The following is an 18,845-nucleotide window of genomic DNA, read 5'->3' as shown; positions in this document are numbered from 1 at the left end:
GGTCGGCACCAGTAGCCGCCATCACCATCCGCCAGCGGCCTTCCGCAGATCTCAGCGTTGCAGGTCCCCCAGGCAGAGGTACTTGGTCTCCACGTATTCGTCGATGCCTTGATGCCCGCCCTCGCGGCCGAGACCCGACTGCTTGACCCCGCCGAACGGCACCTCCGCCGTCGAGATCAAGCCGGTGTTGACGCCCACCATGCCCGACTCCAGCGCCTCCCCCACCCGGAAGATCCGGCCGATGTCGCGGCTGTAGAAGTAGCTGGCCAGGCCGAACTCGGTGGCATTGGCCATCTGGATGGCCTCGGCTTCGGTCTGGAAGCGGAAGACCGGCGCCACCGGCCCGAAGGTTTCCTCGCGGGCGCAGAGCATGTCGTCGGTGACGTCGGCCAGCACCGTGGGCTGGAAGAATCGGTCGTGCAACCGGCTGCCGCCGGTGATGACACGGGCGCCCTTGCTGGTGGCATCGGCCACGTGGCGCTCCACCTTGTCGATGGCGGCATCGTCGATCAACGGGCCCTGCGTGACCCCGGCTTCGAAGCCGTTGCCCACTTTCAGCGCCTCGACCTTGGCGGCCAGCTTGGCCACGAAGCTGTCGTAGACGCTGTCCTGCACATACAGGCGATTGGCGCAGACGCAGGTCTGGCCGGCGTTGCGGTATTTGCTGGCAATGGCGCCTTCCACCGCGCTGTCCAGGTCTGCATCATCGAACACCAGGAAGGGGGCGTTGCCGCCCAGCTCCAGCGACAGCTTCTTGATGCTGGGTGCGCACTGCGCCATCAGGATGCGCCCCACTTCGGTGGAGCCGGTGAAGGACAGGTGCCGCACGGCGTCCCGCTCGCACAGCACCTTGCCGATGGCCACCGAATGCTCGCCGTCGCCAGTCACCACATTGAGCACACCGGCCGGCATGCCAGCCCGCTGGGCCAGCTCCGCGGCCGCCAGGGCGGTCAGCGGGGTCTGCTCGGCCGGCTTGATGACCACCGGGCAGCCGGCCGCCAGGGCGGGCGCCACCTTGCGGGTGATCATCGCCAGCGGGAAATTCCAGGGCGTGATGGCGGCGCACACCCCCACCGGCTGGCGCAGCACCAGGTAGCGCTTGGTCGGGTCGGTGGTGGGAATGCTTTCCCCATAGACCCGCTTGGCCTCCTCCGCGAACCATTCGAGGAAGCTGGCGCCATAAACGATCTCGCCCCGCGCCTCGGCCAGCGGCTTGCCCTGCTCGGCGGTAAGAATGCGGGACAGGTCGTCCGCATGCTGGATCAAGAGGTGGTACCAACGCATCAGGATGGCAGCCCGCTCCTTGGCGGTCTTGGCCCGCCAGGCCGGCCAGGCGGCCTGCGCGGCGGTCACGGCGGCGTCCGCCTCGGAAGCGCCCAGGTTCGCGACATGGGTGAGGAGTTCGCCGGTGGCGGGGTCCTCCACATCAAAGCGGCCGGCGCCGCCGACCCATTCGCCATTGATCAGGGCATCGGTCTTGAGAAGGCTGGGGTCCTTGAGCTGGGCCAGCGGGGAAACGGGGGTGTCCATCGTCGTTGCTCCGGCGGAAGTGTTCGAGAGTGGCTCTCTGTGTGCGGCTGATCCTATCGGGTTTGGCATGGGCGCCACGTCACAGAGATGCCAGGCCGGCGACAGAGCAAGGCCCGCTCCTATAATGGAAAGCTTCGCGAAAACGACGCTGAATCAAGCATTTGAAGGGCGCGCGGGTGGGTGAACCGCTTGTGACGTGCTGCAGACAATTGCTTGCAAAGCCGCTTCGCCGAGAATTCTTGACCGTCTGTGCCGTCGCCCGCCGAGGCCCGGATCGCACGCATTGCGCGCAGTCCGGCCCCCACGCGGCGGCAAAGATGCAAACCGCTGGGTGCAACAGCAAAAGGACTGGCATGAAAGCCGCTGAGATCCGCAATACGTTTTTGAAGTTCTTCGAATCCAAGGGCCACCAGATCGTCGCCTCCAGCCCGGTGGTGCCCGGTGACGACCCCACGCTGCTGTTCACCAACGCGGGCATGAACCAGTTCAAGGACGTGTTCCTGGGCTTTGACAAGCGCGCCTACACCCGCGCCACCACCGCCCAGAAGTGCATCCGCGCCGGCGGCAAGCACAACGACCTGGACAACGTCGGCTACACCGCCCGCCATCACACCTTCTTCGAGATGCTGGGCAACTTCAGCTTCGGCGACTACTTCAAGAAGGACGCCATCAGCTACGCCTGGGAACTTCTGACCGAGCATTTCAAGCTGCCCAAGGACAAGCTCTGGGTCACCGTCTACCAGGAAGACGACGAGGCCTACGAGATCTGGAACCAGGTGGTCGGCGTGCCCGCCGAGCGCATCGTGCGCATCGGTGACAACAAGGGCGGCCGCTACATGTCCGACAACTTCTGGATGATGGGCGACACCGGCCCCTGCGGCCCGTGCACCGAGATCTTCTACGACCACGGTCCGGACGTGGCCGGCGGCCCTCCCGGCAGCCCGAATGAAGACGGCGACCGCTACATCGAGATCTGGAACAACGTCTTCATGCAGTTCAACCGGACTGAAGACGGCGTGATGCACAAGCTGCCCAAGCCCAGCGTCGACACCGGCATGGGCCTGGAGCGCCTGGCGGCCGTGCTGCAGCATGTGCACAGCAACTACGAGATCGACCTGTTCGTGAACCTGCTGGCCGCGGCCAAGCGCGAGGTGGACGCCGCCACGCCCGGCGGCGGCGACTGCGACAAGGCATCGCCGTCCCTCAAGGTCATCGCCGACCACATCCGCGCCTGCTCGTTCACCGTCGTGGACGGCGTCATCCCCGGCAACGCCGGCCGTGGCTACGTGCTGCGCCGCATTGCCCGCCGCGCCATCCGTCACGGCTACAAGCTGGGCGCCCGCACGCCCTTCTTCCACAAGCTGGTGGCCGCGCTGGCCAAGGAAATGGGCGACGCCTATCCGGAACTGCGCCGCGACGAGGCCCGCGTCACCGAAGTCCTGAAGCAGGAAGAAGAGCGCTTCTTCAAGACCATCGCCACCGGCATGGAACTGCTGGAATCGGCCCTGGCCGGCGGCGCCACGCAGGTGGACGGCGAGACCGCCTTCAAGCTGCACGACACCTACGGTTTCCCGGTGGACCTGACCGCCGACGTCTGCCGCGAGCGCGGCGTGACGGTGGACGAAGCCGGCTTCAACCGCCTGCTGGAAGAGCAGAAGCAGCGGGGCCGCCAGGCCGGCAAGTTCAAGATGGCGCAGGGGCTGGAGTACACCGGCTCGGCGACCACCTTCCACGGCTACGACCTGCTGTCCCGCGAGGACGTGAAGGTGGTGGCGCTGTATGTGGATGGCAGCGCCGTCCAGACCGCTGACGCCGGCGACGACGTCGTGGTGGTGCTGGACCACACGCCCTTCTACGCCGAAAGCGGCGGCCAGGTCGGCGATGCCGGTGAACTGCGCAATGCCACCACCCGTCTGGTGGTGGACGACACGCTGAAGATCCAGGCAGACGTGTTCGGCCACCATGCGCAAGTGGTGGAAGGCTCGATCAAGGTCGGTGACGCCTTCATCGCCCGCGTCGACGCCGAGCGCCGCGGCCGCACCGTGCGCAACCACAGCGCCACCCACCTGATGCACAAGGCCCTGCGCGAAGTGCTGGGCGCACATGTGCAGCAGAAGGGCTCGCTGGTCAATGCCGAGCGCACCCGCTTCGACTTCGCCCACACCGCCCCGATGACGCAGGACGAGATCCGCCGCGTCGAGGCCATCGTGAACGCGGAAATCCTGGCCAATGAAGACACCAATGCCCAGGTGATGGCCCTGGACGACGCGCAGAAGAGCGGCGCCATGATGCTGTTCGGTGAGAAGTACGGCGACACCGTCCGCGTGCTGAGCATCGGCACCTCCAAGGAACTGTGCGGCGGCACGCACGTGCATCGCACCGGGGACATCGGCCTGTTCAAGATCGTCTCCGAAAGCGGCGTGGCCGCGGGCATCCGCCGCGTGGAAGCCGTGACCGGCGACAACGCCCTGCACTACCTGCAGTCGCTGGAATCGACCGTCGCTGCCGTGGCCGGCACCCTCAAGGCCGCCCCGGCCGAGCTGGAGCCGCGTGTGCAGGCCGTGCTGGACCAGGTCCGCGCGCTGGAGAAGGAACTGGCGGCCGCCAAGAGCAAGCTGGCGTCCGCCCAGGGCGATGAGCTGCTGGGCCAGGCCGTGGACGTGAAGGGCATCAAGGTGCTGGCCGCGACGCTGGCCGGCGCCGATGCCAAGACCCTGCGCGAAACCATGGACAAGCTCAAGGACAAGCTCAAGACCGCCGCCATCGTGCTGGCCGCGGTGGACGGCGACAAGGTCCAGATCGCAGCCGGCGTGACCGCCGACAGCATCGGCAAGGTCAAGGCCGGTGAGCTGGTGAACTTCGTGGCCCAGCAGGTGGGCGGCAAGGGCGGCGGCAAGCCGGACATGGCCATGGCCGGCGGCACCGACGCCAAGGGCCTGCCGGCGGCGCTGGCCAGCGTCCAGGGCTGGGTGGGCGAACGGGTCTGAGGATTGCCCCTGAACCTGCCACCACCCCGTCACACCGCTTGATGCATGATGACCGGTTGCTGCCCTGGCGGCACCGGTCGATTCTCTCGAAGGGCCCGGTCCGGGCCCTTTGTTTTTTCCAGACTTTTCCAGACGTTTCCAGTCTCTTCCAGTCATCCGGCTTGTGGCAGCGACTGCCACGGCCCTCACGGAGTCTCTTCATGACCGACCACGACGATCAACCCATCGACATCGAAAACGCCCAGCAACTCGGCGAATTCATCGCCCAGCTGGCCGGCGCGGCCGACCCGGATGCCCCGGCCATCACGCTGGACACCCTGGACGGCTACATGACGGCCCTGCTGGTGGGCCCGCCGCCCGCTGCCCCCATCCAGGCGATGGACGCCCTGTTCGGGGACGACTGGCCGGCGACCTTCGAATCGCAGGAGCAGACCGACGCCTTCATGGACGTGCTGCACCTGCGCTGGAACGAAATCGCCGACAGCCTGGACCCGCAGGCGCTGGTCGAGTCGCCGGAGCAGATGCAACTGGTGCCGCTGATCTCCGAATTCGACGACGAGACCAAGGCCCGTCTGATGGCCGACGGCTCGCTGTCGGAAGATCTGCTGGACCGGCTGCCCGCCGCTGGCGCGCTGTGGGCCCAGGGCTTCCTGCAGGCCGTTGAAGATGCCGGCACCTGGGAGCTGCCGGAGGGTGACGCCGCGCGTGACCTGTCCCTGATGCTGGAAGCCATCGAGGCCGTGACGCTGGCCACCGATTCCAGCGAACGCGACAGCTACATCCAGGAAGCGTATGAAGAGCCGGAAGGCGTGGACCAGGACGCGCTGATCGACGACATGCTGTTCACCGTGCAGGACATGCGCCTGTTCTGGCTGCAGCAGGCCGCCTTGAAGGCTGCCTTCAGCGAAGTCGGCGAGTCCTCTTCGGAGCACTGAGTCCGGATGACCCGGGAAGGGCGCCTCTTACAGGCGCCCTTTGCAATTGGGCGCCCCACAGCGGCAGCGCAGCCGTCCTTCGTGGTGGCTCTCACCGTAATCACAGCAGAGCTCTTCGCCGGGTTCGATGTCGCGGATGGCGTAGAACTCGGCGCGGCCCTGCCGGATGCGCAGCACCGCATTCGGTGCGCAGCTGTGGTTGATGTGGCGCATGACGCCTTTGTCGTGCGTGGCATCGATGGCGGTGCGGTCCGAGACCTCCACCACATGGATGCGTCGCTTTCCCTCGATGCGGCGCCGCGCTTCCCGCACCGACACCACCTCGCCGCGCATCTCGCCAATCTTGCGGCGCGCCGGGATCGGCTCGTCGGCAAACACCCCCAGCCCATCGATGCTGCTGGGCCCGACCCGCAGCGCAAACTTCTCCGCCGGCAGGGGCTCACCGCGCACGCCAGCGGCGCGCACCTGGGCCTCCGGGAGGGGGGCGGGAGCGGGAGGCAGGGAACTCAGGCGCGGCATGGCAGAGACATCGGCGAATGGGAAGGGAAGCCGTCATTGTCGCCTGAGCTTTCCCGGGCTGTGAGGCGAGCGCGACACCCAAGCGTGCCCACTGACGGGTGGTTGACGAAGCCCCCCAGGCACCAACATACTGGTTCGCATGAAGACCCTCATCGCCCTCACGATCCGTACGCGCGCCACTGTCGCCGCTGGGCGCGTGCAGTGCGTTCAGTGCGTGCAGCGCGTGCAACCTGTGAGCGGCGTCTTCCATCAGGGCCTAGTCCAGATGCTGGGGGGCGTCGTCGCCCCTCCCTCAGCGCTGGAAGGTCGAACGCGGTAGCCCTTCCTCCGCAGCCGCCGGTCTCAGACCCCGGCCCCATCCCGAGCAGTTTCCTCACAAGGCCCGCGAATCGCGGGCCTTGTTGTTTCCGGCACTCCATCCACACACACAGGGAGAACTTGATGGATTTGATCCTGCGACGCCCCACCCCCGATGACGGCCCCGCTCATGCGGCCCTGATGAGCCATCCGGAGGTGCAACCCTGGCTGTTGGGGCTGCCGTATGTCTCGCCCGAGTCCTGGCGGCAGCGCTTCAGTGCGACACCGGAGGTGCAGTCGACGGAGCTGGTGCTGTTGGCAATGGTCGATGGGCAACTGGTGGGGTCCGCGGGGCTTCACCCTGTGGGACCGCAAGCGCGTCGTCGGCATGCGATGTCGCTGGGCATCAGCGTGCTGCCGCAGGTGCAGGGTCAGGGGGTGGCCAGCGCCTTGATGTCGGCACTGCTGCGGCAGGCCGATGACTGGCTGGGCGTGCTGCGGGTGGAGCTGAGCGTGTTCGTGGACAACCACCGCGCGATTCGCTTGTATGAGCGCTTCGATTTCGCAGTCGAGGGACGTATGCGCGGCTATGCGCTGCGACATGGGCAGTATGTGGACTGCTTGTCCATGGCTCGGCTGCGTCCCTCGCTGCCGGTGTGGCCGCCGGGTGAATCCGACGTTGCGGGCGCGAGCCTCCGTCAATGAGCCCAGAAGGCAGCGGCAGGCGCCAGGTGCCGGCGCCTGCCGCAGCAGTGCTTCCGCTTTCGAGAGCCTCGGCGCCGCGACTAATCTGCGGCCAGCAGCGGCAGGTCGCCAGCCGGCTCCTGCGGCGCGGCACCGCTGACCAGTCGCCACAGATCGTCGCAGTCCAACAGCGTCAGCATCTCCGCGCCCTTCCCCTTCAGCAGCCGTACCTGGGCCTGCGCGGCCCACCCAGGTCGCGTGGGGCTGGGTTGCAACTGGTCGGTGCCGGCCTGGAAGACCTGCCCCAATTGCTGCACAGCCAGCACCAGCCGCTGGCCGGCGCTGGTGCGGCAGACCAGCAGCGAACATTCATCGCCAGTCGGACGGTGGAACAGCAACTGTCCCAGATCCAGCACCGGCAGCATGCGGCCCTCAAAGCCCAGCATGCCGCGGACCGCCGCCGGCGCCTGCGGCCAGGCGGTGATGCGCTGACGCTCAAGCGCTGCCAGCACCTGCGCGGCGGGCAGGCCCAGCCACTGGTGATCGACCAGGACACTCGCGATGTCGAGCGTCCGTGCGCCCCCCGGCGCCAGCGGCACGAAGCTGGCCTGCCCTTGCGACTGCGCCGTCTCGTCCAGGCGCGGCCCCAAGGGCAGCAGCACCAGAGCCGCCAGGTCCTGCGGATGCGGCGGGGTCCGGCGACGGTATTCGCGATAACCGCCGGACATGGCCAGCCCGAAAGCCTGGACCCGCCCCTGCCACTCCACCTCCCCCGTCACCACCTGGTCCGGCGCCAGGGTGGACAGCGCTGGCAGCGGCACCGGCAGCATCGCGCCCACGGCCCAGCGTTCATCGCTGCTCGCAACGATCTCGCCGGAGCGGGTGACCAGCAACGCCGCTGACCCCGGCTGGCTGGGCAGTGCCGCCCGCAGCATCGCGCGGAACTGGGGCTGGCCGTCAAACACAATGGCGATGCCGCCCACCGGCGCGACTGGCCCGTCCGGATGCGGCACGGCCGCCGCATACACCAGGCAGGGCGAGCGGCCGTCCTCCCCGTACAGACCACAGGGCTCGTGCGACGACACGGCGTACTGGCTGCTGTCGCGCAGCGCGAGGGCGGCACGCACCCACTCCCCTTGCAGGCTGCGGCCGACGTGATGGGCCTGGGCCGGGTCGGACACCGCCACCACGCGGCCCTGCGCGTCGAACACCAGCAGCAGCGAATAGACGGTGTAGAGCGCATGGATGCTGCTCAGCACCTCGGCCGCGGCGTCGGCGTGGCCCTGCGCTAGGGCCTGCTGCAAGCGGCCGTCCTGGGCCCACCAGCGGCAGTCGTTGGCCCGCTCGTAGAGGTTGCGGTTGACGATGGAGATGGCGAGTTCGGACTGGAAGCCCACCGTGTCGAACACGGCGCCCAGGGCGCTCTCCTCCAGCTGGGTGATGGCCCGCTCGAACACCTGGCGCAACTGGTCGCCGGTGCGTTCCACTTCATTGAGCAGGGTGACCGCGAAGTCGGCGTTGCTTGGGGTGCGGCCCTGAGAGGTGCTGGTCGAGGCGCTCGTCAGGGCACCAGCCGCCGGGAAGGCCGTATCGGGCGGGGCCGCGCCGTGGGAGGCATGGGGCGCATGAAGCGCATGACTGCGGCTCTTGAGCTTGCCGTTCCACAACGAGCGCGACAGCTCACGCTGGATACGACGCGCCTCCAGCGGAATGCTGCGCAGTTCCTCGTCAAACAACTCGCGCGTATCGACGCCCCGTGCGCGCGCTTCCTGGCGCTGCGGCGGAGCCTCGGCAAACGCATGCTGCAAGGGCTGCAGCATCTGCGCCGACCAGCCCGGCCCGAAATACCCTTCGTAGCCGCTTGCCGTGGCGGTGCAGGCCAGGTAGTCCCGACCGGCGAAGTCCATGCGGAAGCCCTGCTCCCGCCCGGAGGTCGCCAGCGGCGCTCCCAGCGGAATCTGCCACGGGTCAGAGGTCAGCAGCACGCGGCCCTGCTCGTCCTTGAGCACCAGGACCGAGCGCGGCACCCCCGCGCACAGGGCCCGGAAGAGGCCCAGCATTTCATCTTCCAGCTTGAAGGACAGGCACAGCACGCCCATCGTGCCGTTGTCAGCCTTCACAGCGGCGGCATAGATCAGGCCGCTGGCGCCGCCCAGCAGCGCGCTGGGGCCATGCACCTCCACGAAGGCCTGGCCCGGGTCCAGAGCGCGCAGCAGACGCTCGTCCTGCACCACCGGCGCACAGCGGTCGGGATGCAGGGCCACCAGGCAGCGACCGTCGGCGGCCAGCAAGGCGACCTGGTCGTAGACGGAATACTTGGCGACGTAGTCGGCGAGACGTTGGCGGACGGACTCCCGGAAGGCGTCGAGCTCAAGGGCGCGGTCTGGACGGGCGCTTTCGGCCAGCAAGTCCTTCAGCGGACCATCCGCCGCCAGGAAGCCCACGTCCGCGGTGCGCTCGAAGAGGTTGCGCACCAGGATGTCGATCGCCACCTGTGCCCGCCCCTGCAGTTGCTGCACGGCATTCGCGAACTGGCGTCGGGCCAGGCTGTCGAGCAGGCGTCCGGTCAGCGCTTCGAAGGCACTCCGGGTATCGGCCATGTCGGTGGCGGCGCCGCTCATCTGGCCCAGCAGCGCCAGACTGTCCCAGGCGCCCTGCAGGCGCATCAGCGGTTCGCGATATTCATCCAGCAGCGGCATGGCTGCCAGCAAGGGTGCCACTTCCGTACTGAAGGGCAGGCCTTTTCTCCAGACCTTGGTCATTCCCGGATCCTCAACAGGCCCTTGTGGGGCGAAAGCAGCGCAGTGTGACGTTGCAATCTGTTGCTGTCAGGAGGGGAACACCGGTGAATTCGGCGCGCTCAGCGACTTACCGCACAGTGACAACGGCGAGGGCACCGGGTCCGTGCGGAAATGATGGGAGCTGGGGCAGAACGCCCGCGGATGGTGCGATGAAGCTTCGTGCGATGAGGGGTTCGCGATGGCGGAATCAGTCCGTCATCGAAAACGTGGCCGTGGTGTCGGAGGTGCCGCGCCTCTCCGTCCCTGCATGCGCCTGCTGCACCGGGGTGTCGGGTTCGCTGTATTTGCTCTGCGGACCGGGCGCATCGGTGGCGCCGCCTCGATCGGCGGTTCCGGTCTGGGGGGCCACCGGCGGCTTGCTCGGCTGGCGCTTGCCCGTGATGAGCAGGCGAGCCAGCTTGACCACCTCGCTGGCCTGCGCCGGCCCCATCGGCAGCAACAGCGACAGGCCCAGCAGGGCTGGACCCAGCAGGCGGACTGTGGTCAATCGGGGCAGGCAGTGATGGCGACTCATGAGTGTCCTCGTGCCAATGGTAGCGGCGGAGGGGAGTATCGAAAGTCAGGGAATGACATGCTAGCCATGCGCGACGAAATGCGTCTTCAAAGGCCTGACCTGCGGCCTGCACGGATGGAGGCCCCACGGACCTCGAATCTGACCCGCTGCAGCTCCCGCCCCTTGGCATCCACCAGTTGGAGTTCATGGTGGCCGGGCATGGGCATCCAGTCCACCTGGGGCCCCTGCCCGACCGGACGACCGTCCAGCCGCCAGCGGGCGGGCCCGGCAGCCCCCAGTTGCCCCTGGTGCTGGAAACGCAGGCGCTGGTGGGCCGGCGGAATGTCCGGGTCCAGGGCATAGATGGCCCCGGGCGCGGGGTTGCTGATCAGCACCTCGGTCCCGGCGGTTCGCAGCACCGACTGCTCGGTGCCTGCCAGGAAGTACTCCTGGCGGGCAGGTTCCTGGACGGTCTCGAAGCGCACCGGCTGATGCACCAGGCCCGGCGGCGGCACAAAGGCCTGGCCGGGCGCGCCGGCATGCAAGGCCAGCATCACGTCGCGCCACACCGGCGCCGCACCGCTGACGCCGGAGACCTGCTGCATGGCGGAACCATTCGAATTGCCGACCCAGACCCCCACGGTGTAGCGGGAGGACCAGCCGACGCACCAGTTGTCTCGCATGTCCTTGCTGGTGCCCGTCTTGACGGCGGCGGGGAATGGCAAGGCCAGCGCACTGGTCAGGCCGAAGGTGATGGCACGGGCGTTGTTGTCGGACAGGATGTCCGCAATGATGAAACTGGCGCGGGGATCGGCGACGAGCCGTGGGCTTGCGGTCCGTTGGGTGGGGGGCGGGGTGCGGTTCTGCGTGGCCGTGGGGGCACGTGTGGCTGCGGCACGTGTGGCTGCGGCACTTGTCGGGGCGGCACTTGTCGGGGCGGCACTTGCGGGGGCGTTTGCGATTGGCGCCGTCGGGGTCGGTGCGGCGGAAAGGCTCTTTGCGAGCGGCACCTCGCTGTAGCGTCCGCCGTTGGCCAGCGCCCTGTAGGCATTGGTCAGCGCCAGCAAGGTCACATCCGCACTGCCGAGGGCCAGGGAGGGGCCATAGAACCCGCCCGTCTCCGGCAACTGCAGGCCCAGGGCGTTGAGCCGTTCGAACACGGCCTCGGGCGTCAGCATCAGTCCCAGGCGCACCGCGGGAACGTTCATGCTGTTGCCCAGTGCGGCGCGAGCGCTCACCCAGCCGCGATAGTGCTTGTCGTAGTTCTGCGGCAGGTAGACACCGGCCGCGGTCGGGATCTGGGCCGGTGTGTCGTCCAGCAGGCTGGCAGCGGTGATCAGACGACGCTCCAGCGCCAGTTCATAGACAAAGGGCTTGAGGGCCGAGCCGGGCTGCCGGCGCGACAGCACATGGTCCACCTGCGCGGCTTCCGAGCGTTGTCCGCTCGATCCCACCCACGCGCGGACCTCGCCCGTGGCGTTGTCCAGCACCACGACCGCCCCGTCTTCCACCGCGCGTTCCTGCAATTCTCCGAGCTGTCGGCTCAGCGACTCCACCGCCAGGCGCTGGACGCGCCCGTCCAGGCTGCTGCGCTGGGCAGCTGGGCCGTCCGGACGCAGCACCAGCCGGGCATAGTGCGGCGCCCATTGCGGCGCATCCGCCCACTGCAAGGGCTTGCGGGCCAGGATGGCGCCCAGTTCATCCTCCAGGCCGGTGCAGCGTTCCTGCATGGCCTTGAGCAGACCGCAGGCGCGCTCGGTGAGGCGCGCGGGGCTCGCGTTGGGCGCGCGCAGCATGGCGGCCAGCAACGCCGATTCACGATGGTCCAGCCCGGACGCACGCTTGCCAAACAGGGTCTGTGCGGCGGCCGGCACCCCCACCAATTCGCCGCGCAGCGGGACCAGGTTGAGATACGCCTCCAGGATCTGCGCCTTGGTCCAGCGCTTCTCCAGTCGTCCCGCCGTCCAGGCCTGGCCGAGTTTCTGCGTCATGCTGCGGCCGCCACGCTGGGCCAGGTCCTCATCCAGCAGACCCGCGAGCTGCATGGTCACCGTCGAGGCGCCCCGGGTGCGGCTGTTCCAGAGATTGCCCCAGGCACTGCTGGCGACGGCGGACCAGTCCACACCGCTGTGCTCGTAGAAGCGCTGGTCTTCGGACAGCAGCATGGCCCGCAGCAGTGCCGGCGACATGTCCTGCAGTGGCACCCAGCCCAGGGCCCGACGGCGGGGATCCAGGCGCAGGCCCTGCAGGGGCTGGCCCTGTCGGTCCAGCAGGATGAAGTCGGAGACGCGGTGCTGATCGCGGACCTGCTGGAAGCCGGGAATCTCCGCAGCCTGCGCGCCAAGCGCGCCGCACAGGAGTGCGGTGCAAAGGAGCGCGCTGGCTTTCAAGGGGCGACCTCCATCGTGGCGTTCGGGCTTTCGCCAAACCGGTCTGGTGCGTACATGGCCTCGACCCGGGTGGACGGCATCTGGAAGCGTCCGGCATTGTTCAGGCGCACCGTGTACTCGAAGACATGGTGGCCCTGCGGCAGGTAAGCGAAATACGCGCGCCAGGCGGCAAAGCTGCGTTCGATGTAGCTGGGCCAGGCCTGCCCTTCCGCCCGTTCGCCGTCGGCATCGATGGTGCCGGTCACCACCGCCGCGCCGGTGGGCAGCGGGTCGCTGAGCACCACCCAGGACATGTCCGCCGTGGCGTCCACTTCCAGGCGGATCCGCAGCACGTCGCCGCGTGTCCACGCGGGCGCGGCTTTTTGGGTGACCGGGATGATGCTGCGCTTGACGCTATAGCCGGCGGACAGCGGGGATCGCAGGGGGACGGCCGCCAGCGCCTGCACGGTGACCCAGGGGCGCCCCTCACCGGACTGCGTGACCGTCACCGGACCGCTTCCACCGCTGGGCCATGGCAGCGAGAGGTTGCCGCCCTTGGGCTGGGCCGTCCAGTCCAGCGACGCCCGTTGCCCGCCCAGCGCGGCTTCGGTCTTGCCCGCCACCGCCTTGGACTCGAACACGGCGCCAAAGCGCTCCAGCGCCAGCGCGCCCCAGAGGTTGGCGGTGGTGTTGTACCAGGCACCCCGCTCCTGGCGGGCCAGGGCCCCGGTCACGATGCGAGGCACTTCGTCCTTCCAGGACGGATCGTTGATGACGGCCAGCAGCAGGCGGGAGGCATTGCTGTCCCCGCTGTCCATGAGCCACCACCAGGCGTCGGTGTCCTCATTGACGAAGCGCAGCGTGCTGCCCGCATAGCTCATACGGGCACGCAACTGGTTCTGGGCGGCGGCCAGCTGCGCGTCCCGCTGCGGCGACGCGGGCTGACGCTGCTGGATCACCAGCCAGTCGATGACCGCTGCCGTGGGCCAGGTGGGCAGACGGGCGGCATCCACCGTGGACAGCTGCCGTGCGGTCACGCGGCCGTAGCGCGACAAGGCAGCGAGGGCGGCGATACGCCGGGGCTCGTCGTCCGGGCGCGGCGACCATTGGTTGCGGGCGATTCGGCCCTCCACGAAGGCGGCCAGGCCGTCCAGTGCGCGGGTCTGGGCGCTGTCGGGCAGGCCGCGGCCGGACTCCTTGGCCACGCTGAGGATGTAGGCCGTCAGCACGTCGCTGCCCTGGTTGTAGGTACTCGACAGCGGGTAGTAGCCCAGCAGTCCGTCGCGATCCTGGTAGGTCGACAGCTGGCCCATCAGGGTGGTCCAGGCGGCGTCGTCATGAAGCGCGATGATTTTGCTGGTCTGCTGCTCCAGGCAGTTGTAGGGATAGGTCGCAAAGAAGCGCCGAATGCCGGGCAAGGCGCTGGACAGCCGCGGCTGCAGGCCGAGCTGGATGCCACCGCGTTTGACGCCCTGGGGCGGCAGCGCATCCGCGGGTGCGCTGACCGGGAGCGACAGCGACCCGTCGATCTGACGCAGTGTGGCCTGCAGCACTCTCAGCGGCACCGCAGGCTGGACCTGTTGCACCACCTTCATTGCATCCTTGGCGCCTGCGCCGCCCTGCTCCAGCGCCTGGGCCTCCCAGCTGATTCGCTGGGCACCATCCGGAATCACCACGGGCCAGCTCACCACCTCGGCGCCCCCTGCGGCCAGGGCCAGTTGGCGGGTCTGGGGTGGAATGGGCTGCTCACCGGTCTCCAGCGTCGCCACGCCTTTGAGCGAGAGATTCAGGGTCATCGCGCGGCTGGTGGTGTTGCGCACCGTCAGCATCGCTTCCATCTTGTCGTTCTCGCGGGCCAGTGGGGGCAAGCCCGACAGCAACTGGAGATCCTGTCCCACCGTGAGGCTGTTTTCACCGGTCCCAAACCGCTGTCCGGGCGCGTCGGCAATCGCCACCAGACGGAAACGGGTCAGGGAATCGTTCAGGGGGACCTGGATGACGGCTTCGCCCTGGGCATTGAGCGTCACCGCGGGTTGCCAGGTCAGCAGGGTGTCGAACAGCTCGCGGGTGGCAAAACCCCCGCCGCCGCCCGCCGCCACCGCCTTGCGTCCGTAGTGACGGCGACCAATGATTTCACTGTGGGCGGTGGACGTGGACACCATCCAGGGACGCTGCTGAAGCAGATGGTCCAGCAGCTTCCAACTCCCATTGGGCGACAGCGTCAGCAGGCCTTCATCGACGGCGGCGAAGGCGAGTTGGGCATCGGGCACCGGGCGCCCATCCTGGGTCACGCGGACGCGGACCTGGGCAGACTGGCGCACCCCATACTGGGCCTGCTGCGGCAGCACTTCCACCTTCAGCTCATGCTTGGAGCGACCGACCTCGATGCCGGCCATGCCCATCTTGAAAGAGGGCTTGGCCAGATCCACCATCGCGGTAGGCGGCTGGTAGTCGCCGGACGCACGCCAGGCACGCCACCACTGACCGGGATCGCGCCACCCCCAGGTAAAGAAGGAGTACCAGGGCACGTCGCGCAGCCGGCCGCGCACGACGGTGACCCCGACAAAAGCGTTGGGGGCCCAGTCCTTGTCGATCTTGACGTCCACCCAGGGATCGCGGCCGGACAGGCGTCTGACCTCGCTGTAGAGCAGGCCTTCGCGCTCCACCGTGATCAGGGCGGTGGCGTCTCGATAAGGCATGCGGACCTGGAAGCGGGCCGTCTCGCCCGGTTCCCAACGACGGCGGTCAGCGATGACGTCGATGCGGTCATCATTCTCCTGATCGAACCACAGTTCGCCGGCGCGGGTCACCCAGACCGGGCGCGCAGACTGGGACTTGCGACTGCTGCTGTCCGTGGCGGTGGCGATCAGTTCCACCTGGCCGGACTGCTCGATGCGGATCTCACACCGGGCCAGGCCCTGGGCATCGGAGGTGGCCTTGCAGAGTTCGCCCAGGTCCTTCACGGTGCGCTTCTGCTCGTAGGCATAGAAGCCGCCCACCAGGCGCTTGCGGGTACTGACTGTGTTGATCTGGCGGGCCGTGATGCTCACCGAGCGGCCGGCAACGGGCTTGCCGTCAGTGTCCAGCACGATCGTTTGAATGGGCAGCGCCTGGCCGTTGGCGATCCAGGTGGGCGCCCGCAGGCCCACCTGCACATCGGCGGGCCACAGCACCTGGGAGGCGGAGCGGGTGTGGGACTGGCCGTCGGGGTCCTGATAGGTCAGCTCCACCCGCAGCTCGGACGGCCGGGTGATGGGCGAGCCGAGCGGAACCCGGAACTGCGCCGCGCCCTGCTTGTCCGTCTTCAGGGCGAGTTTGTCCAGCAGCAACTGACGGTTGCCGAGGTCGGTGCCCTCGGTTTCGCCGTCGGGCCCGTCCTCATTGCCGCTGTCGCGCGAGGACACCGCGGCGTCGGCATTGCGATTCTCGGGGGGTTCGAAGGCGAAGTCATCGTAGCCGGGATAGGACATCCAGCGAGGCTGCAGCACCGCGCTGATCTGCACCGGTGCCTGGGCCATCGGGCCACCGGCCATGTAGTTCAACTGGGCACCCCAGTTCGCTTCTTTGGCGCCGGCAGTGGAGGACTTGGGCGGCAGTAGCCGCGCGTCGACCAGAGGAATGCGGATTTCATCGACCTTGATGCCACCACTGTCCCACTGGCGCATGCTGCGCTGGCCGTCGGCGCCGCGCTGGAGCACCAGCCGGTAGCTGCCCAGCTTCGCGCCGGGCGGCACCTGCCAGGTGCTGAGGGCGTAACGGGGCGATGTCCACTTCAGCGGCAGCTTGGAAACCTCTTCACCGGTGGCGGCGAAGATGATGCGCAGTTGGTCGGGCAGTTGGTCCGGCGTGGCGTCACTGAGGCCTTGAAGCGTCTCCAGGCGGAAAAAATGCTTCATCGAAAGCTGCTCGCCAGGGCGCAGCAGCGGACGGTCGGTGATGGTGTGCGCGCGGGCGGTTGTCTCGGCGCTTCCATAGCTGATGGGCAGGTTGAAGCGCCAGGTCTCGATGCCGCGCGTCCAGCTGGTGAAGAGGAAGCTGAAGTCCTCCGCCTGTCCGGCGGGTGTCTGGCGCGCCGTCACGTACAGGCCGGATTCGCCCAGGCAGTCGCCGCGGGTGTCCTGCTGGAGATTGGGGCGGTCGATGCGTGCGATGCCGTTGTCATCGGTCTTGCCAGACCAGAGGGCTTGGCCCGTGCAGCTGTAGACGCTGACTTTGGCGCCGGGAACCGGGCGTCCGCCGTCCAGGGAAGTGACCCAGGCGATGCTGTTGTCGCGACCGAGCTTGAAATGGATCCCCAGGTTGGTCACCAGCACGCCTGTGCGCACATACATCGTTGCCGGCGGTTCCAGCAGACTCTTGCCCAGGCGCGGGGATGCGACCTCGAGCACGTGGTAGCCCGGCTGACGCAGCGGCACGCCCACGACTTCCATGTCGGCCTTGGGGTTGTCCGACTTGGGCAGCTCCAGGGGCAGCGCGGTGGAGTCGCCCTTCAGCATCGGCGCTTCACGCGAGGTCCATTCCTCGAAGCCAGCCTTCCGCAGCTTGGAGAACCAGCGCAGAACTTCCAGGTCATCGGTGACGCGCTTGACCAGCACTTTGCCAGGACCGCCTGTTTGCAGTTCAGGCTGCACGTGGCGCAGGGTCAGCGGCACCAGGCTGGGTTCGCGGGTATCCCATTCCACGATGCCGAAGGGCGACGCTGCAAACTTGGCCAGTGGCGGCGCGGCGCCGGTCTGGACCGTCATCGGGAAGCTGGCGGCGTTGGACAGCGGGCGACCGCTCACATCCTTGATGCCTTTGGGCAGCTCCAGTTGCAGCGAGGTCGACTCGGGCAGTGGAAACGGAAACACAACGCGGCGCAGCGTGGCGCCATCGTCCCCGTTGTTGGTGGACTTCTCCTTGGATGGACTGTAGAGCTTGTTGTCCGGGCCGCGCAGGCGAACGGCCATGGCCAGATCCTTGGCGATCGGCTCGGAGAAACTGACCTCGACCGGACGGATCGGAATGCAGGGCGAATTGGCGCGCTCACGCTCGCAACTGAATTCGGCCGTCAGCGGCTTGCGCACGGTGAAGTTCAAGCGCTGTTCGCCACGGGTGGTGACGGTGCTGTCGACGGCTGAGGCAATGCCTGGCCCCCAGATCAAACCCAGACGGCTGCCCGGCGGCAAGGGACGCTGACAGCCCACCATCACCCAGGTGTCGTTGCCGGGGGGAATGCGCTGGGATTTCATCGCAGCCACGCGGTCGGCGTCCGGTGCCATCACAACGGGAATCCGCTCGCCGGTCGATGACGTCTCACACCACATGCCGGCTGCGATGCTGCTGGCCTTCGCGGTGGCCGACAGCTTCAGCAGGAAGCGCTGCTCCTCTTCCACCTCACTCCCCTCCCAGGGATTGGTGCGTTCCACAAAAGGTGCAGAGACGAAGAACTTGACCTCTCTCTTGCCCACCCAGGTGCGAGAGACGCCAGGCGCGGTGGGAGTGAAGGAGTCACTGGCCTGGATGCTGCATCGGGCCCCGGAGGGAAGGGGGCGCTTGAATTCGAAGACCCATTCCTTGTCATTGGTCCAACGGCCCTCGCCGGCGGCCACGCCCTCGGGCGTGCAGCGGACGGACACCGGTGCCTCCCCCCTCAGATCACCGATCGGTTTGACCGACTCGGTGAATTGGACGACGACATTGGCAACGGTTCTGACCTCTCCCTCAGGCACCATCTTGCTCAGTTGCATGGCCTGAAGCGGAAGAGACGCTGAGCCGAGAAACGCAGCCACAGCGACGACGGGGAGCCGGTCCAGCTTGTGAATGTTCTGCAGGAGTGTCGCGACGCAGGCGGCGCCGGAGCGAATCAGCGAATGGATCAGGTCCCGCATGACAGAACTGGCCGAAGTTTTTGTTCTCCGCAGTCTAGCCTTGTGCCCGTTGCTCGAAGGGCCCATTCAACAGGGCTTTAGTCATATTGAGCCATCAGTCGGGGGCATTTGATGGGAGATTGCGGGGTCATTTGAACCCCCTGCCCTGCGCAATTCCCGTTGCGTTGCCAGTTTTGAATCCGCGGGACTTTGAATCCGCGGAAGTTGGAATTCCCAAAAGCAAAACCCCCTGAACTGCTGGAGTTCAGGGGGTTTGCAGGGTTAATAGCCTGACGATGACCTACTTTCACACGGGAATCCGCACTATCATCGGCGCTGAGTCGTTTCACGGTCCTGTTCGGGATGGGAAGGGGTGGGACC

Annotated in this window: 9 protein-coding genes and 1 rRNA gene; 3 read left to right on the top strand and 7 right to left on the bottom strand. The window is 67.6% G+C overall.

Features of this window, described 5'->3' with window-relative positions:
• Positions 1-51: 51 nt before the first annotated feature.
• On the bottom strand, positions 52-1,530 hold the full coding sequence (locus DES44_RS08070) for an NAD-dependent succinate-semialdehyde dehydrogenase (protein ID WP_058934506.1): 1,479 nt from the start codon (positions 1,528-1,530) through the stop codon (positions 52-54).
• A 353-nt stretch (positions 1,531-1,883) separates the two neighbouring features.
• Between DES44_RS08070 and alaS the strand changes: the two genes are divergently transcribed.
• Together alaS and DES44_RS08060 are read left to right on the top strand one after the other, a co-directional pair.
• On the top strand, positions 1,884-4,517 hold the full coding sequence (gene alaS, locus DES44_RS08065; protein WP_058934505.1) for an alanine--tRNA ligase: 2,634 nt from the start codon (positions 1,884-1,886) through the stop codon (positions 4,515-4,517).
• A 200-nt stretch (positions 4,518-4,717) separates the two neighbouring features.
• On the top strand, positions 4,718-5,452 hold the full coding sequence (locus tag DES44_RS08060) for a UPF0149 family protein (protein ID WP_058934504.1): 735 nt from the start codon (positions 4,718-4,720) through the stop codon (positions 5,450-5,452).
• Positions 5,453-5,479: 27 nt separating this feature from the next.
• Here the strand turns inward: DES44_RS08060 and DES44_RS08055 are convergent, their stop codons facing one another.
• The gene (locus tag DES44_RS08055; RefSeq protein ID WP_083525465.1) at positions 5,480-5,971 is read right to left on the bottom strand and encodes an SET domain-containing protein; all 492 of its coding nucleotides are present in this window, start codon (positions 5,969-5,971) and stop codon (positions 5,480-5,482) included.
• 441 nt (positions 5,972-6,412) lie between these two features.
• On the opposite strand from DES44_RS08055, the gene DES44_RS08045 reads away from it, so the two are divergent.
• Positions 6,413-6,973 carry a GNAT family N-acetyltransferase gene (locus DES44_RS08045; protein WP_058934502.1) on the top strand — a complete coding sequence of 187 codons (561 nt, stop codon included), beginning with the start codon at positions 6,413-6,415 and terminating at the stop codon, positions 6,971-6,973.
• An 80-nt stretch (positions 6,974-7,053) separates the two neighbouring features.
• Here the strand turns inward: DES44_RS08045 and DES44_RS08040 are convergent, their stop codons facing one another.
• From DES44_RS08040 to rrf, 5 genes are all read right to left on the bottom strand, one after another.
• On the bottom strand, positions 7,054-9,714 hold the full coding sequence (locus DES44_RS08040; protein WP_058934501.1) for a chemotaxis protein CheW: 2,661 nt from the start codon (positions 9,712-9,714) through the stop codon (positions 7,054-7,056).
• A gap of 226 nt (positions 9,715-9,940) precedes the next feature.
• A complete protein-coding gene (locus DES44_RS08035) occupies positions 9,941-10,267 on the bottom strand; it encodes a hypothetical protein (protein ID WP_147307019.1) in 327 nt (108 codons plus the stop codon).
• A gap of 86 nt (positions 10,268-10,353) precedes the next feature.
• On the bottom strand, positions 10,354-12,636 hold the full coding sequence (locus DES44_RS08030) for a transglycosylase domain-containing protein (protein WP_058934499.1): 2,283 nt from the start codon (positions 12,634-12,636) through the stop codon (positions 10,354-10,356).
• A complete protein-coding gene (locus DES44_RS08025) occupies positions 12,633-18,233 on the bottom strand; it encodes an alpha-2-macroglobulin family protein (RefSeq protein WP_198164919.1) in 5,601 nt (1,866 codons plus the stop codon). The genes DES44_RS08030 and DES44_RS08025 overlap by 4 nt, the downstream gene beginning before the upstream one ends.
• 519 nt (positions 18,234-18,752) lie before the next feature.
• A 5S ribosomal RNA gene (gene rrf, locus DES44_RS26125) occupies positions 18,753-18,845 on the bottom strand; the annotation flags it as partial.

It is taken from the genome of Roseateles depolymerans (assembly GCF_003387155.1).
GTDB lineage: Bacteria > Pseudomonadota > Gammaproteobacteria > Burkholderiales > Burkholderiaceae_C > Roseateles > Roseateles depolymerans.
This window is presented reverse-complemented; position numbering and strand designations above follow the sequence as displayed.

What these genes read in the sequence shown, in the direction of transcription:
- DES44_RS08035 (WP_147307019.1), bottom strand. Translation starts at nt 10,267, where the DNA reads ATGAGTCGCCATCACTGCCTGCCCCGATTGACCACAGTCCGCCTGCTG.
- alaS (WP_058934505.1), top strand. Translation starts at nt 1,884, where the DNA reads ATGAAAGCCGCTGAGATCCGCAATACGTTTTTGAAGTTCTTCGAATCC.
- DES44_RS08040 (WP_058934501.1), bottom strand. Translation starts at nt 9,714, where the DNA reads ATGACCAAGGTCTGGAGAAAAGGCCTGCCCTTCAGTACGGAAGTGGCA.
- DES44_RS08055 (WP_083525465.1), bottom strand. Translation starts at nt 5,971, where the DNA reads ATGCCGCGCCTGAGTTCCCTGCCTCCCGCTCCCGCCCCCCTCCCGGAG.
- DES44_RS08070 (WP_058934506.1), bottom strand. Translation starts at nt 1,530, where the DNA reads ATGGACACCCCCGTTTCCCCGCTGGCCCAGCTCAAGGACCCCAGCCTT.
- DES44_RS08060 (WP_058934504.1), top strand. Translation starts at nt 4,718, where the DNA reads ATGACCGACCACGACGATCAACCCATCGACATCGAAAACGCCCAGCAA.
- DES44_RS08045 (WP_058934502.1), top strand. Translation starts at nt 6,413, where the DNA reads ATGGATTTGATCCTGCGACGCCCCACCCCCGATGACGGCCCCGCTCAT.